This window comes from Brevirhabdus sp. (genome assembly GCF_052826345.1).
This window is the reverse complement of record NZ_JBRBUA010000100.1, coordinates 22,683-30,660: the sequence shown is the minus strand read 5'-3', so window position 1 is coordinate 30,660 and position 7,978 is coordinate 22,683. Positions and strand designations below refer to the sequence as shown.

Genomic DNA, 7,978 nt, shown 5'->3' with positions numbered 1-7,978 from the left:
GTGTAGCGCTGGGTCCCGGTCGAGATGTCGATGCCCACTGTGGAGATCATGATCCCCAGGGTGGCGGCGACCACGGTTTTCACCGGGTTCTTGCCGGTGATTCCGCCCAGCGTGGCAAAGGCCAGGGTGAACAGCGCGAAATATTCCGCCGGCCCGAACAGCAGCGCCACCTTGACCAGCTGCGGGGCCAGCAGCACCAGCCCCCAGGTGGCAAAGAACGAGCCCACGAAGGACGCGATGCCCGACAGCGCCAGCGCCTCGTCCGCGCGGCCCGCGCGCGCCATCGGATAGCCGTCGAGGCAGGTCATCATCGCAGGCTCGTCGCCCGGAATGTTCAAAAGGATCGAGCTGATCCGCCCGCCGTACATCGCCCCGTAATAGACCGAGGTCAGCAGGATCAGCGCGGGCGTGGCCCCGAGGCCGAGCGTGAAGGCCAGCGGGATCAGGATCGCCACGCCGTTCGAGGGCCCCAGCCCGGGCAGCGCGCCCATGATCGTGCCCAGAAAACAGCCCATCAGCGCCAGCGCCAGGTTCTGCCAGGTCAGCGCCACCAGAAAGCCGTCTCCGAGGGAAAGCAGAGTGTCCATTGGTGCGTCTCCTCAGAACCCGAGCGGGCCGCGCGCCAGCGAAAGGCCCAGCAGCAGGTGAAAGATGAAATAGATGCCCAGCGAGGTCAGCACGCCCACCAGCAACGATTGCAGGGGCCGGGTGCCCAGACGCCAGGTCAGATAGGCGGCGGCGATGGCCGTGGCGATGACAAAGCCGAGTTCGGGCAAGAGCTGCGCGTAGGCCAACATCACCAGCACGGCCAGACCGATTTCCGCCAGCCGACCGGCGCGGGGCCAGGTCGGATTCGCGTCGGGACGCAGAAGGAAATAGACCGAACACAGCCCCAGCACCCCCGCGATGATCAGCGGAAAGGCCTTGGGCCCGACCGCATCGCTGAGAAAGCTTTCCTGAATGACGGTGGCCTGCCACGCAAAGATCAGCGCGATGATCAGGCCGATGGCGCCGAAGATCCGGTCGCTCATGGCGGTGCTCCCCTCTTGTCGCTTGGATGCAAAAGGGCCGGGGGGCGGTGTCGCCCCCCGGCCTTGGCATGATTACTTGATGATGCCGATCTCGCGCGAGATGCCTTCGATCTTGGCAACCGAATCCGCGACGAAGGCCTGGAATTCCTCGCCCTGCAGGTCCAGCGGGGCCAGGCCGTTGGCTTCCATGATCTGCTTCCACTCGTCGGAGGCGTAGAGCTTGGCGATGTCATCGACCCAGTAGTTGTAGGCCGCGTCCGACATTCCGCCGGGGGCGTAGAACCCGCGCCAGTTGGCGCCGATCGCATCGACACCCTGTTCCTTGGCGGTGGGGATGTCGGCGAATTCGCCGCCCAGACGCTCGGGGGCGAGAACCGCGAGGATGCGGATATCACCGCTGTCGACAAAGCCCTTCGCCTCGGACAGATCGCCGGTGAAGGCCTGGACCGATCCGGCCAGCAGCTGCGTCACCGCCTCGCCGCCACCGTCGAAGGCGATGTATTTGACCGAGCGCACGTCCTCGATGCCATAGGCATTGGTGGCGATCAGAACCTTCAGGTGGTCCCAGCCGCCAACGGCGGAACCGCCCGCGATGGATACCGACTTGGGGTCGGCCTTGATCTGGTCCAGCAGGCCGGGCAGATCCTTGATCGGGCTGTCCTTGGCCACGGCGATCACGCCGTAATCGGCGCCCACGGCTGCCAGCCAGCGAACCTGATCCATCGTGTTGCCGGGATAGGCGCCCTGCGCCAGGCGCGTGGCGGTGGCCGAAGATGCCGCCACGATCAGGTCGTTGGAATCGTTGCGCTTGTTGACGACCTCGGCGAAGGCCACGCCGCCACCGCCACCGGCGAGGTTCACCACCTGCATGGTCGAGGGGATCAGCCCCTGATCCTGCAACGACTTGCCCACCTGACGGCAGGTGAAATCCCAGCCGCCGCCGGGGTTGGCCGGTGCGATGCACTCGGGGTTGGAGGGGGTGAAGTCCTGCGCCTGCGCGCCCAGCGCCACCGAGGCGAGCACGGCCGCGGCGGCAAGGGCCTTGCGGGTAAGTTTCAATGTCATGGTTTCTCCTCCGTATGGTGTGGGGGCCGCCACACGGGGGGCGGGCGGCGCCTGTGCATGGTGATAGGCGATGTTGCTGTCACGAACCTATCATCGCGGCCGGGCGGCGCGGGGCCGGGTGTGCCGCGCGGGACCGGGGGAGGAGGCAAGGCCGCGCCAGGCACGGCGGCGGTGCATGGCGCCTTCACCTCGCGCGCGGCTTGTCCTATCGTGCGCTGCGGAGGAGGACAGGTCAGGATGCGCGTGTTGCTGGTGGAGGATACCTGGGACGTGTCGGATGCGATTTCGGCAAGCTTCGCGCGCGTCGGCATCGCCTGCGACATCGCCGCCAGCGTAGGGGATGCGCAGGATCACCTGGCCGTGCAGCGCTATGACGTGCTGGTCCTCGACATCAACCTGCCCGACGGCCTCGGCACCACGATCCTGCATGACCTGCGCCGCGGGGGCGATGCCACGCCCGTGTTGATCCTGACCGCGCAGTTCTCGATCGACGACCGCGTCAGCGCGCTGAACGACGGGGCCGACGACTATCTGGTGAAACCCTTCGATCTGAGAGAGCTGGAGGCCCGCGTGCGGGCGCTCGCACGCCGCGACCAATCGCAGAAGGGCACGGAAATACAGGTCGGCGGTCTGGTCTTCGACGCCGCCGCGCGCAGCCTGCGCATCGGCGGGCGCGGGGTCGCGATGACCCGGCGCGAACTGGCACTGCTGGGCATATTGATCGGCAACCGCGGCAAGGTTCTGAGCAAGGAACGCCTGTACGACGGTCTGTTTTCCTTCGACGATTCCGATGTGGGGCTGAACGCGGTCGAGCTTTACATCGCGCGGCTGCGCAAGAAGATCGCGGGTAGCGGCACCGCCATCGAGACGCTGCGCGGGCTCGGATACCGGTTCGATGCAACCGGCTGAGGACACCGCCCCCCGTTTGCGCATGTCCTTGACCGGGCGCGTCGCGCTGGCGGTGACGGGGGTGCTGATGATCGGCGGGATCTTCGTCTCCCTGGCGGCCTTCAGCTATGGCAGGCAGGCCGCGCGGGAAGCCTACGACCGGCTGCTCGTCGGGGCGGCCAATGACATCGCCTCGTCGATCAGTGCCCGCGAGGGCCGCGCGGTGGTCGATTTGCCCTTGTCGGCGTTCCAGCTGCTGGCGCTGGCGCCCGACGACCGGATCAGCTACCGCGTGATCGGCCCCGACGGCGCGACGGTGACAGGCTATGACAGCGCGCCGCTGCCGCCTGCCGGGGCGGGCGGGGACCAGATCTTTTTCGACGCGCCGATGAACGGCGAGCCGGCGCGCTTCGTCTCGCTGACGCGCCGTTTCGCGGAACGCAGCTTTTCCGGCGCGGTGCGGGTGATCGTGGGGCACACCGAGCTGGCGCGCCGTGCGCTGGCGCTGGACATCACCCGGGGCGCGCTGATCGTGCTGGCGCTGACCGGCATCGCGATGGCGGTGCTGGCGATCCTGGCGGTGCGCTCGGCGTTGCGGCCGCTGGACCGGATCGGCGCGGCGCTGCGCCAGCGCGACCCGCACGATCTGACGCCGGTGGATCTGGCCGTCCCGCGCGAAGCCGCGGTGATGGTCGGCGCGCTCAACAGTTTCATGGCGCGGCTGGACCGGCAGGTGATGGCGATGCGCACCCTGATCGAGGATGCCGCCCATCAGCTGCGCACCCCCGTCGCCGCGATCCGCGCGCAATCGGATCTGGCCGCGCGCGACTCCGATCCCGCGCGCAAGGCCTTGATCGTGGAGCGGATTCATCGCCGGTCTGTCAGCCTGGGGCGGCTTCTGGACCAGATGCTCAGCCGGGCCATGGTCATTCACCGGGCGCATTCCGCCCCGACGGAAAGCTTCGATCTGCGCGAGATGGCGTTGGAAGTGCTCGAGGAATGCGAACCCGAAGGCGGCGGCCCCTCGGGCGTGCGCATCGACCTGCCCGCCGATCCGGTGATCCTTTCGGGCGACAGGCTGTCGCTGGTCGAGGCCTGCAAGAACCTCTTGAACAACGCGCAACGCCATGGGCTGCCCCCCCTGCGCATGGGCGTGGCGGGCAGCGACACGCAGGCGCGCATCTGGGTGCAGGACGCGGGCGCGGGCCCGCCCGCGCTGATCGTCGGCCAGGCGGGCCGCCGCTTCGCGCGCTCGGCCGCCTCCAAGGCCGATTCCGCCGGCCTGGGGCTGGCCATCGCGGTGTCGGTGGCCGACGCCCATGGCGGCAGGCTGGAACTGACGGCGGCGCCGGGCGACAGTCACCCCGGCGCCGCAGGCGGCGAAGCGGGCGCGGGTGCGGGCGACGGCGCAGACGAGGCGACAGGCGGCGGGTTCCGCGCCACGCTGATCCTGCCCCGGCAGTTGCCGCGGACATGAGGCCGGGGTGGGCGCATATCGCGGGACGCGCGGGGATGGCGGCTGTCGCATTGGCCGCGGCCCTTTCCGGCGCGCCGACGGCTCTGCGCGCGCAGGAGGCCACGGCAAGCTACGGCCCGCTCGATGCGGCGGCGCGCCTGCTGGTGCGCGGCACCACGGATATCGCGGCCTTCGCGCCGGTCATCCGGGCGTTTCTGCGCGACCGGCCGGGGCTGGCGATCGATTACCAGCAATGGGGCTCGAACCCGCTGTTCGATCTCAGCCAGGCGGAATGCGCACAGGGTGCCGACGCGGGCGCCGACACGGGCGACGACACGGGCAGGGGGGATCTGGTGATCAGCTCGGGCGTGCATCAGATGGTCAAGCTGGTCAATGACGCCTGCGCGGCCACGCATGTCTCTGCCCGGACGGCGCGGCTGAAGCCGGAGCTGCGCTGGCGCGACCAGCTCTGGGGGATCACCAGCGAGCCGGCGGTGATCGTCTACAACCGTGAACTGGTGCCGCCCGATGAGGTGCCGGTCTCGCGCTTTGCGCTGCTGGACCTGCTGCGTCCCGATCGCAGCCGCTACGCCGGACGCGTCGCGACCTATGATATCGAGGAATCCGGGCTCGGCTATCTTTTCGCGTTCATGGATGCGCAAGAGGCCACGACATTCGGCGGGTTGCTGGAATCGCTGGGCCGCAGCGGCGCGGTGGTGACCTGCTGTTCGGCGGAAATCATCGACGGCGTGGCGCGCGGCGACTACCTTGTCGCCTATAACGTGCTGGGCTCCTACGCGCTGGCGCGGGCGCGCGAGGACAGGCGCATCGGCGTGATCGCCCCCAACGACTACACGCTGCTGCTGTCGCGCGCGGCGATGATCCCGCGCGATGCCCCCCATATCGCCGAGGCCCGCGCCTTTGTCGATTTCATCCTGTCGCCCGAGGGTCGCACGGCGATGCGCTCGGCGCTGCTGCTGGTGACCGTGGGCGCCGAAGGCGAGCTGGTCGAGACCGAAGGCATCTCGACCCGGCTGACGCGACCGATCGAGCTGTCGCCGACCTTGCTGGTGGCGCTTGACCGCCAGAAGCGGGCGTCCTTCATCGGCCGGTGGCGCCAGACCTTCCCGCGCCCCGGCGCCACGCCGCCCGCGCGATAGGCGGGTGGCCCCCGCGCCGTCCGCGGGTGCGTGCCGGAACAAATGCCGATTTCTGAATGTTGTGCCGGATAACCAGCATAATCATAGGGAGGATCACACATGACGATCACACGCTTGTTTGTCGCGAGTGCCGTGGCGGGAATGTTCTCCGCCCAGATCGCGGCCGCCGACATCTCCCTCTTCGGGCCGGGCGGCCCGGCGCCCGCGATGAAGGATGCCGCCGCCGCCTTCGAGAAGGAAACCGGAATCGCGGTGAAGGTCACCGCCGGCCCCTCGTCCAAATGGATGGAGGACGCCAAGACCGATGCCGACGCGCTGTTCAGCGGATCGCAGAACATGATGGATGACTTCATCGCGGCGCATGGATCGGTGCTCGAAGACACGGTGGAGCCGCTGTTCCTGCGCCCCTCGGCCATTCTGGTGCGCAAGGGCAATCCCAAGGATATCAAGGGCATCAGGGACCTGGTCGAGCGCGACCTGGGCCTCATGGTCGTCGACGGCGCCGGGCAGGTGGGCCTTTGGGAGGATATCGTGGGCCGTATGCGCAATGTCGAGGCAATGGCCGCCTTCCGTGCCAACATCGACCATCTGGCGCCCAACAGCGGTGCCGCGCGCGAGACGTGGAAAAAGGATGACAGCTTCGACGCCTGGCTGATCTGGAACCATTGGCAGATCGACAATCCCGATATCGCGGACATGGTCCCGACCGAGCCGGAGCTGACGATTTACCGCGATACCTCGGTCGCGCGCACCGAGAAGGGCCGCGACTACGGCGAGGTAAGCCGGTTCATCGCATTCCTCAAGGCGGACGCGGGCGCCGAGATCTTCGCCGCGCACGGCTGGAAACGCAGCTTCGAATAGGCGCGGTTCCGGGGCGGGCCGGGGGCTGCGGGATCGCTCAGGGATCGCTCCGGGGCCGGTCCGGTCTGGATCGGCCCTCCGCCGGGGCGGCGGCCACCGGGTGGCGGGGCGAAACGCCCGGCGCAGGCGGCCTGCCGAAGCGGCGAGGATCAGGGCAGTGTCAGGATGGCCTCGAACCCGTCGCGGCGCCCGCTGGCGGGCGACAGGATCGTCAGCCCGCCGCCGCTTTGCTTCATCAGGCGGTCCACGATCGACAGGCCAAGCCCGTGGCCGCTTTGCGCCGCATCGCCCTGGGCGAAGCGCTGGGTCAGCGCCTCCAGGCTGCGCGGGTCGAGCGCGGGCCCCTCGTTGACGACATGCACCGTCCAGTCGGGCGCGAGCGTTACGGTGATGGGGCCCGCGGGATCGCCGTGCCGGATGGCGTTCTCGATCAGATTGCGCAGGCAGATGGCAAAGATATCCGGATCCAGCGCCACCATCATGTCCTGACCCAGCCGGTTGTCGACCGAGATGCGGGCGGTCTGGCCGGTGGCGTTGCCGGTCTCCGACACCACGAGATCGACGACCTGCGAAAGATCCTCGCGGGTGTCGTGGGTGCGGGGCAGCGACTCGAACCGCGACACCTGCAACAGTTTTTCCGTAACATCGGCCAGCTGGCGCAATGCCCCCTCGACCGCATCCACGCGCGCGACGGCGCTTTCGCTGTCAAGTTCCTGACGCAGGCGCTGGGTCTGCACCAGCGCGCCCGCGACCGGGGTGCGCAGCTCATGCGCGGCGTTGGCCGAAAAATTGCGCTCGTAATCCAATGTGGCATCCAGCCGTTTCATCAGCTGGTCGACCGCACGGGCGATCGGGCGCAACTCCTTCGCGCGGGTCTGATCCTCGAGCGTGCGCGGATCGCCCGGCCGCCCGCGGGAAATGCGCCTGCGCAGGTCGCGGATCGGGTTGGTCGCCAGCCGGATCAGCAGGTAGATCACCGCGATGATGATGGGCACCAGCATGGCCAGCGGTCCGAACAGCGCGGTCGTCGCCTCCGCCAGGGCTTCGCGGCGGTGCGCGTCGGGTTCCACCACGCTCAACGACAGGCCGCTCGCGCTGTCGGTCAGCGTATAGGCCAGGGCGCTGCGCGAATGCGACAGCCCCGGCCGGAGCGAGGCGGGAAACTGCACGTCCCGGGCATCGTAGGACCGCAACACCGGCTTGCCCGTCCTGTCGCGGACCATAAATGCCATGGCCCCGTCGATGCCGGAGACGAGGAATTTCGCATCCTCATCCAGCAAAAGCCCGGAACCCGGCGCCGAGCCGTCCCGGATGCCGCTCCCCGAGCCGGTCTCGGAGCCGCCCGCCACCATATGCACGATCAGCGGCATCATCCGATGCGCGGTGTTGCGGATCGCATCCTCGCGCATCTCGTCGATCTCCTCGACGAAGACGGACCGGGTGAATATCGCGGTGCCGATCCACAGCAGCGCAATGCTGAGGGTCAGCCAGATCACTAGGCGTTTGGCAATCGACAT

Annotated in this window: 8 protein-coding genes; 4 read left to right on the top strand and 4 right to left on the bottom strand. The window is 68.5% G+C overall.

Annotation, left to right across the window (positions count from 1 at the left end; all coding sequences use genetic code 11):
• The 3 genes from ACU0BR_RS12315 to ACU0BR_RS12305 all read right to left on the bottom strand — a co-directional run.
• The coding region (locus ACU0BR_RS12315) for a tripartite tricarboxylate transporter permease (protein ID WP_446157124.1) at positions 1–587 on the bottom strand (587 nt) is incomplete at its 3' end.
• Positions 588–599: 12 nt separating this feature from the next.
• Positions 600–1,031 (bottom strand): tripartite tricarboxylate transporter TctB family protein, encoded by a 432-nt coding sequence (locus tag ACU0BR_RS12310; protein WP_446157123.1) that lies wholly within the window; start codon positions 1,029–1,031, stop codon positions 600–602.
• A gap of 72 nt (positions 1,032–1,103) precedes the next feature.
• Positions 1,104–2,096 (bottom strand): Bug family tripartite tricarboxylate transporter substrate binding protein, encoded by a 993-nt coding sequence (locus tag ACU0BR_RS12305; RefSeq protein ID WP_446157122.1) that lies wholly within the window; start codon positions 2,094–2,096, stop codon positions 1,104–1,106.
• Between the two features lie 237 nt (positions 2,097–2,333).
• Here ACU0BR_RS12305 and ACU0BR_RS12300 point away from each other — a divergent pair, with 237 nt between their 5' ends.
• The 4 genes from ACU0BR_RS12300 (at position 2,334) to ACU0BR_RS12285 (ending at position 6,461) form a co-directional block, all read left to right on the top strand.
• The gene (locus tag ACU0BR_RS12300) at positions 2,334–3,005 is read left to right on the top strand and encodes a response regulator (RefSeq protein ID WP_446157121.1); all 672 of its coding nucleotides are present in this window, start codon (positions 2,334–2,336) and stop codon (positions 3,003–3,005) included.
• A gap of 22 nt (positions 3,006–3,027) precedes the next feature.
• Positions 3,028–4,461: a sensor histidine kinase N-terminal domain-containing protein gene (locus tag ACU0BR_RS12295; protein ID WP_446157127.1), complete on the top strand. Its 1,434-nt coding sequence runs from the start codon at positions 3,028–3,030 to the stop codon at positions 4,459–4,461.
• A gap of 35 nt (positions 4,462–4,496) precedes the next feature.
• The gene (locus ACU0BR_RS12290; protein ID WP_446157120.1) at positions 4,497–5,600 is read left to right on the top strand and encodes an ABC transporter substrate-binding protein; all 1,104 of its coding nucleotides are present in this window, start codon (positions 4,497–4,499) and stop codon (positions 5,598–5,600) included.
• Positions 5,601–5,699: 99 nt separating this feature from the next.
• Positions 5,700–6,461: a substrate-binding domain-containing protein gene (locus tag ACU0BR_RS12285; protein WP_446157119.1), complete on the top strand. Its 762-nt coding sequence runs from the start codon at positions 5,700–5,702 to the stop codon at positions 6,459–6,461.
• Positions 6,462–6,610: 149 nt separating this feature from the next.
• On the opposite strand, the gene ACU0BR_RS12280 is transcribed toward ACU0BR_RS12285, so the two are convergent.
• Positions 6,611–7,978 (bottom strand): sensor histidine kinase, encoded by a 1,368-nt coding sequence (locus ACU0BR_RS12280; protein ID WP_446157118.1) that lies wholly within the window; start codon positions 7,976–7,978, stop codon positions 6,611–6,613.